The organism is Serratia sp. UGAL515B_01 (assembly GCF_033095805.1).
In the GTDB taxonomy this organism is placed as follows: Bacteria; Pseudomonadota; Gammaproteobacteria; order Enterobacterales; family Enterobacteriaceae; genus Chania.
The window spans coordinates 1511321-1529590 of the sequence record NZ_CP109901.1; the positions used below are offsets into that span (position 1 = coordinate 1511321).

An 18270-nucleotide genomic window follows, 5' to 3' on the forward strand; every position below is an offset into this window, starting at 1 on the left:
TTATCCCCCAAAAAGGCGTTTCAGGAGGCCCTTTTTCTCTTCTTCGATGAAGCGGAAAGGGCGTTCTTCACCTAACAGGCGGTGAACAGTATCGTCATAGGCCTTACCGGCATCAGACTCAGTGTCTAGAATAACAGGTTCGCCTTGGTTAGAGGCTCGCAATACCGATTGATCTTCAGGGATGACGCCAACCAGTGGAATACGAAGGATTTCCAGAACGTCTTCCATACTCAGCATATCACCACGGCTAACGCGGCCGGGATTATAACGGGTCAGCAGCAGGTGCTCCTTGATAGGAGACTCGCCTTTTTCAGCACGACGTGACTTTGAAGCCAGAATACCTAGAATACGATCGGAGTCTCGGACTGAGGACACCTCAGGGTTAGTGGTAATGATCGCCTCATCAGCAAAGTACAATGCCATTAGTGCGCCAGTTTCAATACCAGCAGGAGAATCACAGATCACAAACTCGAATTCCATTTCATCCAGATCGTTGAGGATTTTTTCAACGCCTTCGCGGGTTAGCGCATCTTTATCACGCGTTTGTGACGCGGGCAGGATGTAGAGGTTTTCGGTACGCTTATCTTTTATCAAAGCTTGATTCAAGGTGGAATCACCCTGAATAACGTTGACAAAATCATAGACTACGCGGCGCTCGCAACCCATTATGAGATCAAGGTTACGCAGGCCGATATCAAAGTCGATCACTACGGTTTTTTTACCTTTTTGGGCTAGACCGGTAGCAATGGCTGCGCTTGATGTGGTCTTGCCAACGCCTCCTTTACCCGATGTAACAACAATAATGCGTGCCATGAAATGTATTCCTTGTCAAAAGGGCTTAATTTAAAGGTTGTATGGTTAATACATTATCTGACAGGCTAAGTCGCGCCGCCTGCCCGAAAAAGTCTGACGGGATTTGGTCGCTGAGCCAGTACTGCCCAGCGATAGAGACGAGTTCAGCCCCTAGGTGTGTACAAAAAATATGACACCCGGTATCCCCAGAGGCACCAGCCAATGCTCTACCACGCAGAGTGCCATAAATATGAATATTGCCATCGGCGATTAACTCAGCACCTGCGCTAACGCTACTGGTGACAATAAGATCGCAGTTGCGGGCGTAAATTTGTTGTCCAGAACGGACGGGGGAACTAATGATGCGTGTTTTCGCTGGGGAATTATCTATGATTGGCTCTGGTTCTTGAGCGGCCATTTTCCGGCCTTTGCCCTCATTAAGGAATGGTAGACCGGCACTCGCGATAGCACGTTTTTGGTTTTCGTCTTTACAGCCACTGACACCGACAACACGTAACCCTGCTGCAGTGACAGCCTGTTGCAGCTCTTTCCAGTTCACATCACTATCCAATGCTGTAACATTGATTACAACAGGGGCATTCTTAAGAAAAGCAGGAGCTTGTTCAACTTTCTCCTGAAGTGCCTTAAGTATTACTTCGGGTTTTGGACTATATAAATGAACAACAGATAGGGTAAAACTGCTGCCTTTTAGCTCGATTGGCGATTGTGACATCTATCCTGACCCAGTCTCAGCAACTTTAAATCCCCGAAATATCTCCCGGGGCGCGATATTCCGAAGCACTATAGGCATGTTATAGTCAGAGTTATATCCAGGCAAGACCAGCCTTAAGTAAATAGAGTTAAAAAAATGCGTTGTGTGATCTATAGAAGTTCAAAACGTGATCAAACTTATCTTTATGTTGAAAAAAAAGACGATTTTTCACGTGTGCCTGAAGATCTAATGAAAAGCTTTGGTACGCCGCAGTTTGCCATGATGCTTTCACTTGATGGACGCCAGAAGTTGGCCTCTGCGGATATTGATAAAGTGAAAGAGGCATTGAAACAGGACGGTTTTTACCTTCAGTTTCCTCCGCCTGTGGAAAACTTATTAAACCTGCATCTTGGAGGAGAAAGGCTATAAGTTCTGCTTTTTTGAATGTTCTATGGTGAGTAAGGCATTTGAAGGTATCGCAATCAATAATAGGGACGATATCTTCAATTTCCCGAAATGACATCTTTTTGCATTACGGCTTGGTCTACCAAGCGTCTAAACTATGGTGAGAGGGGCGTTATGTATCAACATAGAGATTGGCAAGGTGCGTTGCTTGATTTCCCAGTGAGTAAAGTCGTTTGTGTTGGCAGTAACTACGCTGACCATATTAAAGAGATGGGAAGTCTAGTGTCACCCGAACCGGTGTTATTCATCAAACCTGAAACTGCGCTGTGTGATATCCGTCAGCCAGTAGCAATCCCAAAAAATTTGGGAGCGGTCCATCATGAAGTTGAGCTTGCTGTTCTTATTGGTACTTCATTAAAACAGGCAAACGAAGATCGTGTTTCCCGAGCTATTGCGGGTTATGGTGTTGCTCTGGACTTAACCTTGCGTGAATTGCAAGCTGGTTTCAAAAAAGCTGGGCAACCTTGGGAGAAAGCCAAAGGATTCGACGGTTCTTGCCCAATCTCCGGCTTTATTCCTGTTTCTGAGTTTGGTGACCCACAAAATGCCGAGCTATCTTTGATGGTAAATGATGAACTACGCCAGCAAGGTAACACGCGAGATATGATCGCTCCGATTTTACCGTTAATTGCCTATATGAGCCGCTTTTTCACGCTACGTGCTGGTGACATCATCCTGACGGGGACACCCCAGGGAGTGGGCCCGATGGTTTCTGGCGATATGTTGAAAATCTCTCTTAATGATAAATCACTCAGTACCCGCGTAATTTAGCCTAGGCTGTGTCCCTTAACTGCACGCGAGCGCTGCTGGCGGTCATTTGCTCGCAGAGCAAGGCGTGAGCCGCGAGGTTGGGGGGGCCCAATAAGCGGCGAACAACGCAGCAATGCACGCCAATGGCGTCAGCCCGTAGGGCAGCGCCCCAAAAGCCCATTCTCTGTGTTGTCGGGCTTGAACAGAGGGCTACTCTGCCCTTCTCCCTCCGCCATTGATAATGGGTCTGCGACGGCACCACGAACAGTTAAGTGACACAGCCTAGTTGCCGTTGTTTAATTTAACATTGTTAATGCTTATGTTCCCTATCTATATGCCGTGGGGGTAGCCTGCAAATTCAACGGATTTGCGAAGTGGATGAGATAGGGTTATTTATTGGCAACAAGAAATGACAGTGCTGGCTGTGGTACGCATGGGAGCCGCGTTTGAAGCGGATTATCGCTCATGTTTTTGGTTCTCGAAGCAGGAAAAACCCCATATAACTTATTGAAACTGCTATTTAATTTTAATATGGCCTTTTGGTGCACTGATGGCTACGGGTTTTACAACGACGTACGTCCACTAGCAAAGCATCTTGTTGGAAAACTGTATACACAGCGTATTGAGTGAAAATACTGACGTTGCGTAGCCGACTGAAACGCCTCAATCGTAAGACGCTGGGGTATTCAACATCCCCCGAAATGCACGACAGGATCCTCGGCACTTTCATTGAACGCGAGTATTACGCTTGATGCGGTATCAACTTATTGAATATATGACCTGGATATTTAAAGTTAATATCTTGTGTCTTAGTAACTTTCATTTATACCCTTCATTCTTCAAGTTGCATGGGTGTTGGCTTCGTCCGTTCGCACCCGTCACATAGTGAGCTATGCTCCTGGCGACTCTCAGATTTGCCGCCTACATATAACTCGAATTATTTTGGGTATATACGTTTGACTTATTGATTATTTTTAAAATGAGATGTTCAAAGGATTTACGGTATCAATGATTGCTGACAGTGCTACAAAACCGCATGTTCGATTGTTCAATATAACTTAACATGGTCATTTAATCGTCTGTTTTTCTCTCTTTAAAATATTTCCAACTGCGTTTTCAATTCATGTTGATGAATTAAATAAATTTTATTGGCTATTGATTCTAGTTTTAGTCTTTAATTAAATATTACAAATTTAATAAATGAGAATAATCCTAGGTTTTTCGGTTTTAAATTTTTATTTTTTCTTCATACGTTAATGTTGGTTTCCTTAGTTAATCTGCGTTTGTATTATTCTCGCATCCTGTGGGGTTAACGACTTGAATTCTCTACGGGTTGTTAAAATGAGGTTTTGCTGCTTTTCTGCTTTTATTAAGAGAGGTAAACCCTTTTTAAATTCAATAATCTTCTTTAATGATTAGAGAAGTGGAAGAACTTTTTAAATTTTGAATCATAGGGACTAAATATGAAGATGAATAAGCTGATGTTAGCAGTGATTATGGCTATGGGAGTGGTATCGATTGGCGCTAACGCAGCCGATGGCGGCGTGGGTAAAATTATTTTTCATGGCAATATTCTTGATGCGCCATGTTCTATAGCTCCAGGTGCCAACGGTAGTGAGCAGAATGTAGAGCTGGGTCAGGTAGCGAGTAGTCAACTATCAAATCAAGGTACCTCATCGCCAAAAAACTTTGAAATTCAATTGGTTAATTGTGAGGTTGGTGCGTTGGGCAAAACTGTATCAATCACCTTTGGTGGTTCAACTGCGGGTAATACTGGCGCTGATGCTAACCTGCTGGGTATTACAGGTACAGCTAAAGGTGCTGGCGTAGCAGTTACAGATGGTAGTAGCAATCAAATTGTTCTTGGAAAGAAAACTGCTCTGCGTAAGTTAATTGACGGCGATAATACCTTGAATTTCTCTGCTTACTTACAAGGGTTGGCAGCTTCTTCGGCTGTTGTTCCTGGAGAATATTCTAGTGTGGCAGACTTTACTATCGATTATGAATAATCGATAAAGGCTGAAGGGTATGCGGTATTTTCCGCATACCTACTTTTATTACGTCTGTTTGTTTACATGTAAAGGATGACAAATGAGACGGTTTATTGTGCTATCGATTATTTTTCTCTCTTATACATTAACCATTACGGAGGTAGAGGGTAAGGTATTTGGAGAAGGCAGGGTTCATATGAGTGGGGACATTATTGCCTCTGCTTGTGCTATAGAGGCTGGCAGCGCTTTTCAGTCAGTCAATCTGGGTGCTATACCCATTAAAAATATTGAAAAAGAGGGATACAGCTCTGAGGTGGAGTTCAATATTCGCCTGACGAACTGTGAATTGACTCCAAGCTATCAGAGAGGTTTTCAGGGGGTCAGAGTTACCTTTGATGGAGTACGCTCAGATGATGGGATGTCCATTGTTACTCAAGGAGATGCTCAAGGCGTGGGATTAGTAATTAAAGATGCGCTAGGTAAAGATGTTATTCCTGGTGTCGCTCAATCAGAAATTGGCCTTTCTCCTGGGGATATGGTTTTGAAGTACTCACTGCACCTCAGCAAGATTAGACATCAAATTAAGACAGGTACTTTCCAAGCGAATGTCCGTTTTATGCTGGAGTATCTTTAGACGTAGTTCGTTTCATACGTAATGTTAATTAATGGAATAGATCCGAGTATAGGCGAAATTAAGGGTGTAGTGGATAAAATCGTATGAAGCTAAAACTAAAACCACATAGTCTCAGTATCGCCATTTTATTCGCTTTGTTTGGTATAGGGAAACTCGCCTACTCTGTTGAGTTTAATATTGATATTCTTGATGCTGAAGATAAAGAAAATATTGATTTTTCACGTTTTGCAACAGCTAATTACATATTGCCGGGCGATTATCCACTAACACTGATGGTTAACAATCGCCAACTATCAGATTTAACAATTCCCTTTTATATTCGTGATAAAAAAAACGAGAGCACAGAGGCTTGCATCACACCAGAGGTGGTTGCGCTATTGGGATTGACACTCTCTGCTCAAGAAAAAATCACTTACTGGCATGATAACGCTTGTGCTGATTTTTCTGGTTTGTCAGGAACTACAGTAACTGGTGATTTGGGTAAGGCTTCTCTGAATGTTTCTATACCTCAAGCTTGGTTAGAATACACTGATCCAAACTGGGTCTCTGCATCACAGTGGGATAATGGTATTCCTGGGTTGTTACTTGATTATAACGTCAATACTGTTGTGACTTGGCAGCGGGATAATAATCAGCAGGCAAAGAATGCCAGCATCAGCGGTACTACGGGGGCCAATATAGGTTCTTGGCGGTTACGCGGCGATTACCAGGGAAGTTATACCTCCGGTCAGCAAGGGCAAGACAGCCAGCGAAATTTTGCTTGGAGTCGAATGTACGCTTTCCGTGCATTGCCACAGATGAGGGCGACTTTGACGATAGGAGAGAATTTTATCAATTCTAACCTGTTTGATAGCTGGCGTTACACTGGCGTGAACCTTTCTTCTGATGAACGAATGTTGCCTCCCTCTTTACGAGGGTATGCACCAGAAGTGAATGGTATTGCACGGACTAATGCCAAAGTGGTTATCTCTCAACAGGGGCGCATATTGTATGAAACTACCGTAGCTTCTGGGCCATTCCGTATCCAGTCGTTGAGCAGTGCGGTGAATGGCAGGCTGGATGTACGAGTGGAGGAACAGGATGGCCGTACGCAATCTTTCCAAGTGGATACTGCAACCATTCCTTATCTGACCCGTCCTGGTCAGGTTCGTTACAATACATCTTTTGGGCGATCGTCCACTTATGATCACGGTATAGAAGGCCCGATGTTTGCTAATGGCGATTTCTCTTGGGGCGTGGCTAATAGCTGGTCGCTTTACGGTGGTGGGACGCTCGCAGGGGATTATAATGCGTTGGCGATAGGTATAGGGCGGGATCTGTTTAAATTTGGTGCCGTTTCTGCAGATGTTACTCAATCTTGGGCTCATATTCCTGGTCAAGATAGCCGTGCGGGTAAATCTTGGCGTCTAAGTTACTCGAAGCGTTTTGATGAGATTAACGGTGAAGTGACGTTTGCGGGATATCGTTTCTCCGAACGTGAATTTATGTCGATGGGGCAATATCTCGATGCACGTTATCATGAAGCTAGCGTAGGTCAGGATAAAGAACTCTATACCATTACGGCAAATAAGAGTTTCGAGTATGCTAGGGTTACTGCTTATCTTTCCTATAGTCACCAAACCTATTGGGATCAGCCTTATAACGATCGTTATAATATCTCATTGAGCCATTACTTCGATTTATCATGGGTAAAAAACCTTTCACTGAATATTTCTGCTACCCGCAGTAAATTTAACGGTCAGAATAATGATACGTTGTTCCTCAGCATGAGTGTTCCAATTGGAAACGGAACACTTAGTTATAGCGGTCAGAGTAACGACAGTCGCTATAGTCAGACTTTAGGCTATTACAGGCGTATAGATAACAGAAACAGTTACCGCCTTACTGGCGGTGCTTCAAGCGGCCGCGGAGATAGCACAAGCAGTCAAGTGAGCGGCTATTTTAGCCATCGTGGCGATGTTTCGGATATGAATGTTAATGCCTCCTATGAGCAAAACAGTTTTACTTCCCTTGGACTCTCCCTACAGGGAGGTGTGACGGTCACTGCTAAAGGGGCCGCACTGCATCCGGGTGGAGGTAATGGTAATACACGCCTGTTGGTTGATACCAGTGGGATAGGGAATGTGCCTATTGAAGGGGGACGAGTGCGCACTAACAGATGGGGTATTGGTGTCGTGACTGACATGAGCAGTTATTATCTGACGAGTACAAGCATTGATGTTAATCAGTTAGATGAAGACGTTGAGGCCAGTAAATCAGTGGTGGAATCATCTCTGACAGAGGGGGCAATAGGATATCGCCAGTTTTTCTTGCTGAAAGGATCAAAAGCGCTTGCCATTCTGACGCTTTCTAATGGCGGTCATCCACCGTTTGGTGCCAGTGTGATGAATCGTAAAGGTCAAGAGTTATCGATATTAAGTGATGGTGGATTAGCATATTTGAGCGGGATCAACCTTGGGGAGCAATTGGATGTAGTTTGGAATGGTCAGAGACAGTGCTATGTGGAAATACCAAAATCACTACCTCCATCCGCACAGTTGTTATTGCCTTGCCACCCAATAAACTAATCAACGGGAAAAGAGTTATGCAAAAAATAAGAGCTTTGACTCTCGGTTTCACATTATTTTTTAGCGCGCATGCAGTAGAAGCCGCGATAGCGCTTGATCGTACGCGAGTTATTTATGATGGTGAAGTCAAGTCGGTCAGTCTGAATATTACCAACGAGAATAAGCAACAACCTTATCTTGCTCAGGCATGGATAGAAGATGCAGAAAATAAAAAAATTACTGGGCCATTAGTGGTTGTGCCGCCAGTACAAAGGCTTGAGGCTGGTGCTAAAAGCATTCTTAGAATCACCAGTCTACCGGCTGCATCGTCTTTGCCGCAGGATCGCGAGTCACTCTTTTATTTCAATTTGCGAGAGATCCCACCACGGAGTGAAAAACCAAATGTAATGCAGATTGCTTTGCAAACCAAAATCAAACTGTTCTATCGCCCCGCAGCAATCACACCTGAACGTGGTGCAGTTTGGCAGGAGCAGTTGCAATTGATTAAAACTGCGACGGGATACCGTATCGAAAATCCGACACCGTATTTTATCACGGTGATTGATCTGACTGAAAAGGGAAAACCAAACTCAAATATTGAGCCTGTAATGATAGCCCCCAAATCTGCAGAAAGTGTGAAGACGCCGTCCTTGCAAACACCCGTGCTGACATATATCAATGACTATGGCGGTCGACCAGAACTCACGTTTAATTGTCAAGGGGAACGTTGCCAGACAATCAAATCTTGATATACCCAGGTTACTTCAAGTTTACAGGCAGACGGTAACGGAGAGTTGGGTTAGTTCACTGGCAGGGGGAGTACAGGCTGCTGTCTCGGAATATAAAAAAGAGTGTGAGATAAATGATGGTATCTTTCTATCGTAGCGTATTTCTTGTGGCATTGCTGTTTATTATGGGAGCAGTCTCTGCTAGGCAAACCAGTAGTTGGAATGTTGATGGTATGCATGGGGAACTGCGAATTATCGGGGAAACGATGCTTTCATCTTGTGTATTGGCGATGGAGTCGGAAGAACAAACTGTCGAGTTAGGGGATGTTCCTAGTTACAGGATTAAACATTCAGGAACAAGAACGCCTCCTATCGCATTTCGCCTTAAGTTGCTCGATTGTGGTCGCAGTACTCCCGACGTGCATGATAATCAGCAAGGGGGTACTGAAATTTATATTCCAGACCAGCCTGTGGTATTTATTTCATTTATCGGTGAAAAACTAAGTGGAGGAGGGCAACTATTTCGGCTGCGAGGAACGGCACAAGGAATTGCGCTACGTCTTTCCGATCGTAAACAGCGGCAAATTTATCCGGGAGTGCTTAGCAACCCGTTAATACTCGACCAGGGTGATAATAATCTGGTTTTTTACGCTCAACTGGAAAAAGGTATAGGCGAACTTAGTCCAGGAACGTTTTCGACATTGATCAATTTCAAGTTGGAATATCTCTAAATGTTTTGGTTAAAAATAAGTCAGTAATAGGGATTCATCATGCATCCAGCATTAAAAAAATGGTTGAACGGAAGATTCTGGGGACTGTTACTTTTGATCACTCTCAGCTTGGTAACCTTGCCGGAGGACGCATTTGCTAGTGTTGGGGGGCTTTCGCTCTCATTTTCTGGGCGGGTTTTCGCACCTGCACCTTGTAAGATAAACAACGATGAAACCATAAATATTCCTTTTGGGAAAATAAGCATCAATAAAATTGATGGCAAAAACTATGCGATAACAAAAATACTGTCTATCACTTGTGATGCTGGAACATTGGCCCCACTACAATTACAAATTCAAGGGGAGGGTGTTATCAGTCGAGCAAATGTGTTACAGACGAATATAAAAAATCTGGGCGTTGCACTGTATAACGCAGGAAGTAGCCAAGGAATACAGCTCAATCAGTTTTTTAACATAGCGAGAGACACCAGTTTTTCTCTGCAGCTGATCCCCGTGAAAATAAATGATACTGCGGATATATCAGAAGGTGGTTTTGTTGCAACAGCTACAATTGTTTCCAAATTTAACTGAGGTAGTTGATATGTGTATATCCTATTTCTGTCCGCGTTTAGTATTGCTTTTTATGCTTTTGCCAGTATGTGCCAAGGCGGTGGAACTTAAAGTCTATGGAGATCTCGTTTCAGAACCTTGTGAAGTTAATTTAAAAACCAGTGAATTATTGGTTGAGTTTTATAGCATTGCTTCACGTAGTTTTTATCTTTATCCACGTAGCAATCCACAGCGTTTTGAAATCGCTCTTGAAAATTGTGATATCGACTTAGCTAAAACTGTGAGTGTTTCTTTTAGTGGTGATGAAGATCCACTCCAACCGGGACTATTAGCAGTTACCGGCAAGGCTGAAGGCATTGCAATTGGCCTTGAAACGGAACAGGGCGAGCAATTGGAGATTAATCGAGGTAAGGCGAGGTTTACCTTACAGAAGGGGAGTACTTTGCTGAACTTACGAGCTTATCTACAGGCATCGAAAGAAAATATTGAGAAACATACCATTAAAGAAGGGGAGTTTAATGCAGTTGCTACATTTAACCTAACTTACGATTAAGTAAGGTGTTTATTTTTGATATTTCGTTGAATAATACGATAACATAAATACCGCCAGCTGTACTTCCTTAGGCGTTGGGTACTGGTGTGTTAAGAAGTAAAGCTAAAAAAAACCCTTAAGTGTATATATCAATATGTTGTAATTTTTATTTAAACTTCATCATTTTTTTAAATTATTTTCCTGAGAATATTTAGTTATCACCTAGGCTTTATATTCTGAAGGTTTTTTCTGGTCTGTAAGTGTTTTTTTATATGCATTAGTATTGATGATGTGTTCCTATATATATAGGGTTGGCATAAAATAGAGTGCTTTGTCTGAATAACGGATAATTAGCGGTCATTGCAATGGCAAGTGCATTAGCAAAGAAATAATAAAGTGATATTGTGCTTGTAAAAGAGAAATAGTCTAAAATTAATACTTACGTTATATGCTCAAAATAATTCGAGTTGCTTGTAGGCGGCAACTGAGCGAAGCCCCAAGAGCTTACTCAGTTAAGTGACTGGGATGAACGAAGGCAGTCAACACCCAAGCAACTTGAAGTATGACGAGTATAGATATTGATGAACCTGTTAACATGACAGAGTTGGTGTTGAGATAAGAACTAGTCGACTAATGAAAGTAGTTTTTATCTGATTAACAAATTTCACCTTAAATAATGAGGGTAACAAGAAGGTCGGTGCTGTAGCAACAAATTACTATTTGAAGTTCGCTTGTACTGATCCGTAAGGTGAGTCTCAGTAATGAATTACATATAACCTAAGTATATATAGATTTCAAATGGAAAGGATGGGTTTTAGATTGAAGAGTAGTATTCGTCAGCAGATTGTCTTAGGGATACTGGGTTTTTATCTTTTGATAATAATGCATGTTTATATTCCTAATATGGGGGGGAGTGGGCTGGCACTACCAGGTAACATGCTTGCATGGTTGGTGATGGCGCTATTAGTGTTAACTGTCTGCCTGTGGGGGCAGTTGGGTATAAAACCGAAAAAATGGATAATAACGAGCAGTAGTAGGCTTTTCCTATTAGGTATTCTCTTATTGTGTTTGCCTTGGTTTTATAGCGCTAGTCTTTGGCGAGGGAATGCGTCATTAAGGGTTATGGGCATGTTGGGCGGTGCTGTTTTTTATCTGGTACTGCTACAAGGTTGTTTGCGAGAGGCTGCTATTAAGACCGTGTTGTGGCTGATTTTAGGCGCTGCGATAGTGGAAAGCGGACTTGCACTTTTGCAGATGTATGTATTACAACCAGGTAACTGGTTCGAGTTCAGCGCTGGTAAAGCTCAACCATACGGTATTTTCCAACAAACTAATGTAATGGCCACATTTCTGGCTACTGGTTTGGGTACGGCGCTTTATCTTTTGTTACAAAGCGAATGCAAAATCTTGATTCGACGTTACTTACTGGCGCTGATTGTCACGTTGATAACTGCCTTAATTGTTGTGATGAAGTCCCGCACTGGCTGGATTGGTGCTAGCTTAATGGCATTATTGATGCTTGGATTATTGCGAAAACAACGGCAAGCGACCATTTTAGCTATTATGGCAATGCTGTGCGGTATTTTAGCCGGTTTTTCTATGCTTGGTAATCCGACTATAGAGAGTCTTGATCATCCAGGTTCAAACTATTATCGCTGGATAATGGTGACACAAACGCTGGCAATGATTGTACAAAAACCGTTATTAGGATGGGGATATGGCAGTTTTGATTACTACTTCCACCACTTCCTTATTCAACGACGGCCCCCGATATTGATTGGTGAACATGCCGATCATCCCCACAATGAAATACTCTATGGCTGGATGGAGGGAGGGATAATCGCTCTGGCTGGTATGCTGTTGCTGGCTTGTGGTTACCTGAGTTTATTGATACGGGCGTGGCACCATGATCGTCATAAAAATGGAGAGTATAGCGCTTTTGGAGTGGGTTTAATTACCTTACCGATAGCTTTACACACTCAAACAGAATATCCGTTTTATCTCGCAGTACCATTATGGCTAGTTTTTCTTTTACTGATAGCATCACTTGACTCCCTTTGTGGTAAACGTTTGCTGACCCGAGACTTGATTGGGAATCGTTGGCTTCAGATTTTAATGGTCACAAGTTCTACAGGGGTTATCCTGTTTATGACCACAGGAATTTACGCTGCTGGAGTATTAACCCATGTAGAACGCCAGCAACTTAAGGCGCTGCCAACAAAGGCATCGCTAATTAATCCTTGGGCTCAGGCTCAGCGTTATGAGTATGATAGACACCTATACGACCTTTTGTCTTATAACCAATCAAGAGATAAAAAACTATTAATCCAATATATGGAATGGGCACGCAAATATCTGATGGTGAATATTGATGCAAACGTTTATGCAAACGTAATTATGATTGGTAAGATACTCAATGCTCCATTTTTAGTGGAAGATTTCTCTCGAGATGCTAAATTACTTTTTCCTGATAACACTAAGATTGCCGCGCTCACAAAAAGTATAGAAAAATAATTTTCCCACTATATTTTAGGTGATTATAATTACTTTCTGCTTGTCATTAGAAAGACGACGGCTATCTACACAATGTAAATCTATCTTGATGATAAATTAATTGGATGTTGGAGTAAAAAAACGAATTATAACTCTACGCAAGGTGGTTTTTCCTTGTTTTTAAAAGAGTCAATGCAATTCATTAAATGGATTTTCATGGGAGGAACATGATTAACATATCAATATCAGAGAGTAATCGCTACTTTGAGCATGGGTTGAAAAAAATACTGGAGAGCTATTTTTTTTATCAAAACGTGAAAATAAATTTCACTAGTTACGATAAAAGCTTTGCTGATGAATCTTGGCTGATATTTCGCCCACTAGATGAGCGTATAGATAACTACGGTTGCCATCCGTTTATTAGTAATGGACAACAGAGAGTTGTTCCGATCTGTATGCCTGAAGATTTAACCAAAATGGCGATGAGACCCTGTATACGTAATACTGTTTTTTTATTCAGAAGTGACAGTGTGGATACCTTGCTACAGAAACTTGACGAGCTCTGGAACCCTTGGGAAATCAACAACCGTGCAGGATTATATGATGAATGTACCTCATGTGAGGGATGTAGTTTTCAGCAGCTCAGTTACAATGAAAAAAGGATCATTCGTTATATAGGTATGGGATTCAGTATTTCGAATATTTCACGCATTCTGAAAAAAAATGTCAAAACTGTGAGTAGCCAAAAACGGTCGGCAATGAAAAAACTCAACATGAGCCGCAACATAGACTTGTATCGGTTTCTGATCCACTCAGCACAATTGTAATAATATGTAACAGAGTATGGGTGATTTTGATAATTTAGTTACCAGTAGTGCTGGAGACTGATAGTAACAGATAAATTGCTAAAAGGAGATTGCAACTGCGTAGCAGAGGTTAGTGAACAGGCAAGCGGGGTTGGTGAGGTGTATTTCCTTTTAAGGAGGGTGTCTATATAGTGTTCTTCAAAGCATGTCTATCTTACTTGATTTCGGATGTCTATATGTTACAACGCCCTTTTTGGCAACAGAAAACCCTCAACGAAATGTCTGAGGTGGAGTGGGAGTCGCTGTGCGACGGATGTGGGCAATGTTGTTTAAACAAATTGATCGATGAAGATACCGACGAAATCTATTTTACTAATGTTGCCTGCGATCAGCTCAATATAAAATCCTGTCAATGCCGCAATTACGAGCGCCGTTTCGAACTGGAGGAGGACTGCATAAAGCTGACGCGTGAGAATTTGACGACGTTTGACTGGTTGCCTCCAACCTGCGCTTATCGCCTGATTGGTGAAGGCAAACCGTTATTTTCGTGGCATCCACTTGTTAGTGGTTCAAAGGCTGCGATGCATGGTGAGCGTATCACTGTGCGCCACATAGCGGTACGTGAAAGTGAAGTTGTGGATTGGCAGGATCACATACTGAACAAACCGGATTGGGCTAGATGATATTCACTTAAATATGCTCAAATGCTCTTAGCCCAAAGGAACGCGTCCCAAAAGCCCGTATCTGCGTTTTCAGATGGCGAGTACGCCCTTCTCCCTGTATTGATGATGGGCTTTTGGGGTTACGGCGGCACTATGGGCAATTAATGTACATAGCCTAAATCAGTTGCTTGTCAGTCAGTGTTGCTAATACGCTAAGTGGAGCATTCTGTTTTTTTCATTGCGCTAATTGGCAGTAGAAATGCTTGCTCTAGCATAAACTGGCTGACCATTGCTGTTAACGATACGTGTCACGACTCAAATATATTGAGTTTCATTGAGTATAATAACGGGCAGTAACCCCCAAGGCTGTTAGCTGCCACACGCACCACACCTAGTGCTCAGGCCCTTTATTCTGACCTCTCCATCCGGACCTGCCTGATGCTGCGTACTGCCTTCCGACACCCTTGCGCTAGGCCGAAGGTCTGATGGCGTCGGTCTTCAGCAACTCACATCGACTGAATATGAAAACGGATTGGTTAATTTCTGATGGATTATGGGCACACAGGGAACCGTTACTCCCCGTTCATCAAACACATCCCCCCTTGGGGCGCCACCGTAGGCAAGTCGATAATCGTGCTGCCATGAATGCCATTTTTTCGTCCTACGCACTGGCGGGCACAAAAAACGGGTCGCAACTCGACAGGCCGAGGAAAGCAAGGAGTAAAGCGTAGCCTGCTGACCTATGCCAACGGATTGCCGCTATCCTGTGTTATCTCGGCGGCGAATGTTCACGACATCAATCTGGTGGAGGAAACGCTTGATGCTCTTCAAACAGGGAAAACCGGCGCTCACTTGCACTTATGTCTGGATAATGGCCACAAGGCGGAATTGCCGCAACTTGAGTTAAAAGCGCGGCGTTATATTCCCCATATTCAAGGCAGAAAAGCGGAGTCAGCGTCGTTGAAAAATGAACCGGGCAAGAAAGCTCGGCGCCGGGTGGTCGAACGGACACATATCTGGCTGAATCGATAGCGTCGTTTGTTGACTCGCTGGGAGAAAAAGCCCGAGAACGACCAAGGGATGTTGCATTTCGTCTGTGGGCTTATTGTGTGGAATAAACGCCTATTGGGATAGGCTCTAAGCCCCCTCATCTAAGCCTTTGGGAAAAAGGACACTTACAGAGAGGGGGCTGCTAATCTGCATTCTCAACAAAAAGGCTGTGTTGGTATGCGATTACTGTTGGTCTGTGCGACTATTCTGCTCAGGGATGGATTGCTGTGCACTTTGCAACTGTGCGAGCAAAGCTTTGGCTAGAGCATGGTCAGAGAAAGGGTTTTGACCAGTGATCAACTCACGGTCAACAACGACATTCGGCGTCCAGGCTTTTGCTTGCTCCAGTTTGCCACCCGCTGTCGCCATGGCCTTGGCCGGGTAATAGCGGATCTTGTCTCCTTTTAATGAGTTTTCAAAAACCCTTTCTTCGGCATCGGCAAAAATAGTCATACGGTATCCCTGATAAATCCAGTTATTCGCCTGCGGTTGTTTACCTTCGATAAGTCCTGCTTCAAAAGCCTTTGGATTGTCTTGCGCTGAAAGCAGGGTAATCGGGCCGTGGCAAATAGCGGCAGTAGGTTTACCCGCAGTATGAAAATACTTTAGCAATTCCCCTACCTGTGGGTTGTTGGCCAGGTCGATCAGTGGCGCATGTCCCCCTGGGATCAAAAGCCCTGCATATTGTGTCAGATCGCCTGCCAGAACCTCTGCTAATACTTGAGGTTTGCTAATGCCTGGTAGGTTTTGCACTACTGACTGAGTGCGTAACATTTCGTTACGATTGCCGCTAAAATAGAGCGGATCAACCGAACGTTCATCAACGCTGGGTGCCTTGCCGTTTGGGGTGACAAGCACCAGCTCATATCCTGCTTTCAGTAGGCTGTCTGCAGGTACGCCAAACTCGTTGAGGTAATACCCTGTGGGATAGGTTTTCCCGTCTTTAAGCAACAGCTGATTTTCACCGGAGAGCAGTACCAGTACCCGTCCATGGGGTTCTGCCGCTAGAGTAGTAGCACTTATGCCTATACTTAACAGTAAAGTGGCAACATATTTGACTAATCGCATAACGAAGGCCCAAATCTGTAAGAGGTTATATGGAGATGTTCATTAAGTCTGTATCAGAGCAGTTTAAGTAACGCTTCTGCTGTAGCGTCTGAAGAGGCCGGGTTTTGCCCGGTGATCAACAAACCATCTACCACCACGTGGCTATGCCAGTTTTCCGCACGGCTATAGTGCCCGCCGTTAGCCTTGAGCATATCTTCAACCAGGAAAGGAACCACCTGTGTCAGTTGTATGGCCTCTTCCTCGCTGTTGCTGAAACCGGTTACCTGCTTTCCCATCACCAATGGTTTGCCTGCCTCATTTTTGACATGGCGCAACACCGCTGGTGCATGGCAGACTGCTGCCACAGGTTTGTTCTGTGCTTGGAATTGCTCTATCAGGGCGATAGAGTGGGCATTTTCTGCCAAATCCCATAGTGGGCCGTGGCCGCCTGGGTAAAATAGTGCATCAAAATCATCAATGTTAACTTCCTCCAACTTCAGAGTATTAGCTAATGCCTGCTGTGCGCTAGTGTCTTTGTTGAAGCGCTCGGTAGAGGCTGTTTGGGCATCTGGCTGGCTGCTTTTCGGGTCAAGAGGAGGTTGGCCACCTTTAGGTGAAGCCAGCGTGATCTCGGCGCCAGCATCGAGGAAAACATAATAAGGTGAAGCAAACTCCTCGAGCCAGAAGCCGGTTTTATCGCCAGTGTTACCCAGCGTATCGTGAGAAGTCAGAACCATCAGGATTTTCATATTTATCTCCGTTGAGCGCGAATGCGCGTTAATCTCTAATCCGGGGTTAAGCTTAGGCGATAGGTAGTAATTCTAAAAATTAAAAGACTTAATTTCTTGTATTCAAAAAATGAATATTAGCGAAGAGTGTTTTAATCTGTTTCTACGTCTTCCGCATTACCCACCACTTTATCGGCAATAACAAGAGGATCGTAAATAGGTTCTTGGTTGTTTGCGGGTGACCGGTTTTAGAAAGGCCTTGTCTGACTCTGAATACCATATACTGGGAGCGTCTGAGCCTTCGAATGATGGATATGCGATTGCAATATACATTGCAATTTCAAGGGGCTAGACATGCAAGTAGCGAAATGGGGTAATAGCTTCGCGCTGCGACTGCCTGCGGCACTGGTTGAATAGTTGGAACTGTGTGGAGGCGATGATATTGAGATCATCGTGGATGATAAATGTACCTTTACTGTACACAAGAAAACAGGGCGGGAAACATTGCTGGCGCAATTAAGGAAGTTTCGCGACAGGTTGCCAGCTGATTTTCGCTTCAATCGGGATGAAGCGGATACGTGGGACTAAGCCCAGGAGCTCTCTTGACAGCGTTATAGTGCTCTAGGGAGTGACGATTATACCCTTAGTTATAAAGACGTTGAGCAAGGTTTTTGACTGTTACAGAGTAATGATTCTGCGAACTAAAACCCTCCCAATAGGCACAGTTTAACCAGTCTGTGAGCTTCATGAGATATGTAGAATGGTTATCTGATTTTGATGTTTCGTAATCAATAATGGAGCACACAGAGGGGGCAATAAGGGGATTTTTCTTTGCAACACCATGCGTGACAGAGGCTGTCCATCGTGTTGAATTTTTGGCTCCTCTGACTGGACTCGAACCAGTGACATACGGATTAACAGTCCGCCGTTCTACCGACTGAACTACAGAGGAATCGTTTGAACGAGGCAAATCATAGCGGGGTGAAGAGGGTAAGTCAAAGGGGGATTACGCATTCTGCAACTGTTTGCTTACAGAATGCGCAACCTGTTGAGT

At 43.7% G+C, this 18270-nt stretch carries 16 protein-coding genes, 1 tRNA gene and 2 pseudogenes; 14 read left to right on the forward strand and 5 right to left on the reverse strand.

The features are described 5' to 3' along the window. A complete protein-coding gene (minD, locus tag OK023_RS06985; protein ID WP_317696263.1) occupies positions 1–813 on the reverse strand; it encodes a septum site-determining protein MinD in 813 nt (270 codons plus the stop codon). Between the two features lie 25 nt (positions 814–838). Continuing rightward, on the reverse strand, positions 839–1525 hold the full coding sequence (gene minC, locus OK023_RS06990; protein ID WP_317696265.1) for a septum site-determining protein MinC: 687 nt from the start codon (positions 1523–1525) through the stop codon (positions 839–841). A gap of 135 nt (positions 1526–1660) precedes the next feature. On the opposite strand from minC, the gene OK023_RS06995 reads away from it, so the two are divergent. From OK023_RS06995 to OK023_RS07060, 14 genes and pseudogenes are all read left to right on the forward strand, one after another. Next, complete coding sequence (locus tag OK023_RS06995; protein WP_317696267.1) at positions 1661–1933, forward strand: YcgL domain-containing protein; 273 nt, start codon at positions 1661–1663, stop codon at positions 1931–1933. A gap of 150 nt (positions 1934–2083) precedes the next feature. Continuing rightward, positions 2084–2740 carry a fumarylacetoacetate hydrolase family protein gene (locus OK023_RS07000; protein WP_317696270.1) on the forward strand — a complete coding sequence of 219 codons (657 nt, stop codon included), beginning with the start codon at positions 2084–2086 and terminating at the stop codon, positions 2738–2740. 326 nt (positions 2741–3066) lie between these two features. Further along, positions 3067–3471 (forward strand): annotated as a pseudogene (locus OK023_RS07005) (IS1 family transposase); the annotation flags it as partial. Between the two features lie 711 nt (positions 3472–4182). After that, positions 4183–4728 (forward strand): fimbrial protein, encoded by a 546-nt coding sequence (locus OK023_RS07010; protein ID WP_317696273.1) that lies wholly within the window; start codon positions 4183–4185, stop codon positions 4726–4728. Positions 4729–4810: 82 nt separating this feature from the next. Then, positions 4811–5344, forward strand: a complete 534-nt coding sequence (locus OK023_RS07015) for a fimbrial protein (protein ID WP_317696275.1) — start codon at positions 4811–4813, stop codon at positions 5342–5344. Positions 5345–5427: 83 nt separating this feature from the next. Then, positions 5428–7911, forward strand: a complete 2484-nt coding sequence (locus OK023_RS07020) for a fimbria/pilus outer membrane usher protein (protein WP_317696277.1) — start codon at positions 5428–5430, stop codon at positions 7909–7911. Positions 7912–7928: 17 nt separating this feature from the next. Next, complete coding sequence (locus tag OK023_RS07025; protein WP_317697550.1) at positions 7929–8639, forward strand: molecular chaperone; 711 nt, start codon at positions 7929–7931, stop codon at positions 8637–8639. Between the two features lie 113 nt (positions 8640–8752). Then, on the forward strand, positions 8753–9349 hold the full coding sequence (locus tag OK023_RS07030) for a fimbrial protein (protein ID WP_317696280.1): 597 nt from the start codon (positions 8753–8755) through the stop codon (positions 9347–9349). A 39-nt stretch (positions 9350–9388) separates the two neighbouring features. Continuing rightward, positions 9389–9919, forward strand: coding sequence for a fimbrial protein (locus tag OK023_RS07035; RefSeq protein WP_317696282.1), 531 nt, complete (start codon positions 9389–9391; stop codon positions 9917–9919). Further along, positions 9885–10451, forward strand: coding sequence for a fimbrial protein (locus OK023_RS07040; protein WP_317696285.1), 567 nt, complete (start codon positions 9885–9887; stop codon positions 10449–10451). Before OK023_RS07035 ends, OK023_RS07040 begins: the two co-directional genes overlap by 35 nt. 798 nt (positions 10452–11249) lie before the next feature. After that, positions 11250–12944 (forward strand): PglL family O-oligosaccharyltransferase, encoded by a 1695-nt coding sequence (locus OK023_RS07045; RefSeq protein WP_317696287.1) that lies wholly within the window; start codon positions 11250–11252, stop codon positions 12942–12944. A 206-nt stretch (positions 12945–13150) separates the two neighbouring features. Continuing rightward, positions 13151–13750 carry a LuxR C-terminal-related transcriptional regulator gene (locus OK023_RS07050; protein WP_317696290.1) on the forward strand — a complete coding sequence of 200 codons (600 nt, stop codon included), beginning with the start codon at positions 13151–13153 and terminating at the stop codon, positions 13748–13750. A gap of 215 nt (positions 13751–13965) precedes the next feature. Further along, on the forward strand, positions 13966–14412 hold the full coding sequence (locus OK023_RS07055; protein WP_317696292.1) for a YcgN family cysteine cluster protein: 447 nt from the start codon (positions 13966–13968) through the stop codon (positions 14410–14412). Between the two features lie 500 nt (positions 14413–14912). Next, a pseudogene (locus OK023_RS07060) lies at positions 14913–15525 on the forward strand (IS5 family transposase). Between the two features lie 99 nt (positions 15526–15624). On the opposite strand, the gene OK023_RS07065 reads toward OK023_RS07060, so the two are convergent. From OK023_RS07065 to OK023_RS07075, 3 genes are all read right to left on the reverse strand, one after another. Further along, a complete protein-coding gene (locus OK023_RS07065) occupies positions 15625–16509 on the reverse strand; it encodes a type 1 glutamine amidotransferase domain-containing protein (protein WP_317696294.1) in 885 nt (294 codons plus the stop codon). 53 nt (positions 16510–16562) lie between these two features. Further along, positions 16563–17237 carry a type 1 glutamine amidotransferase domain-containing protein gene (locus tag OK023_RS07070; protein ID WP_317696296.1) on the reverse strand — a complete coding sequence of 225 codons (675 nt, stop codon included), beginning with the start codon at positions 17235–17237 and terminating at the stop codon, positions 16563–16565. Positions 17238–18092: 855 nt separating this feature from the next. Then, positions 18093–18168, reverse strand: a tRNA-Asn gene (locus tag OK023_RS07075). Positions 18169–18270: the final 102 nt, after the last annotated feature.